The sequence below is a fragment of the Streptomyces sparsus genome (genome assembly GCF_054776295.1).
The window spans coordinates 1-1,039 of the sequence record NZ_BAAHCA010001315.1 but is presented as its reverse complement, the minus strand read 5'-3'; the positions used below and the strand labels follow the sequence as shown (position 1 = coordinate 1,039).

Here is a 1,039-nt window from a genome sequence, read left to right as displayed (position 1 = left end):
GACCCGGCCGCGCCCGTGCTGTCGGTGGGCTCGGAGGGTGACGCGGTCCGTGAGGTGCAGGCCCGGTTGCAGCAGCTGAAGGTGTTCCAGCGGAATCCGACGGGCTACTACGGTTCGGTCACCGCCGCCGCGGTGCGGTCCTTCCAGGGCGCGCGGGCGCTGCCCGTGACCGGCTCGACGGACGCGGCGACCTGGCGCACGCTGCGGGCGCAGACCAGGAAGCCGACGGCGCGCGAGCTCCGTCCGGCGACGAGTCTCCCCGTGGCCGCCCCGGACCCTCGGTGCATGACGGGCCGGGTGCTCTGCGTCAGCAAGGAGAGCCGGACGCTGGCGTGGATGGTGAACGGCCGCGTGGTCTCGGCGATGGACGTCCGGTTCGGTTCGGAGTACACGCCGACCCGTGAGGGCGCCTTCAAGGTCGACTTCAAGAGCCGCGACCACCATTCGACGCTGTACGACACCCCGATGCCGTACGCGATGTTCTTCAGCGGCGGGCAGGCCGTGCACTACTCGGCGGACTTCGCGGCTGCCGGATACAGCGGCGCGTCCCACGGCTGCGTCAACGTGCGGGAGAAGGAGAAGATCGCGAAGGTCTTCGACGCCGTCAGACCGGGCGACAAGGTGATCGTCTACAGCTGAGCCGCGGAGAGTGGCACGAGAGGTGCGACGGCCCCGGGCCTGAGGCTGGAAGGCTGAGGTCCGAGGGCCGAAGCCCGGGGCTCGAAGCCTGGAGGAGGAAGAGGCGCGGGCGGGATCGGGGGAACGAATCCCGCCCGCGCCATCGCGCGGCCCCGTAGGTACGGGGGGAACCCCGGGTGCCGCGCTCGCCGATGACCAGTCGGCTCACTCTGTACTGCGCCGGGGGGCGGGAAAGTGTCACACCCGGCCGGGTCCGGACGGCACAGGGGCAACGTCCGGTCGGCTTCCGCTCAGGAAAGCGTGGGGGACGGCTCGGGATCGGGGCTCATGGTCGGCCCGGGGCCGCCGGGGGTGCCGGAGCCGCCAGGGGTGCCGCCGGTCGGGTCGCCGGTGCCGCCGG

At 72.6% G+C, this 1,039-nt stretch carries 1 protein-coding gene; it reads left to right on the top strand.

The window, feature by feature from the left end; translation table 11 throughout:
• Positions 1 to 639 (top strand): L,D-transpeptidase family protein (locus ACYVE9_RS28135; RefSeq protein WP_461030709.1); only part of this gene is annotated, 639 nt, incomplete at its 5' end.
• Positions 640 to 1,039 lie beyond the last annotated feature (400 nt).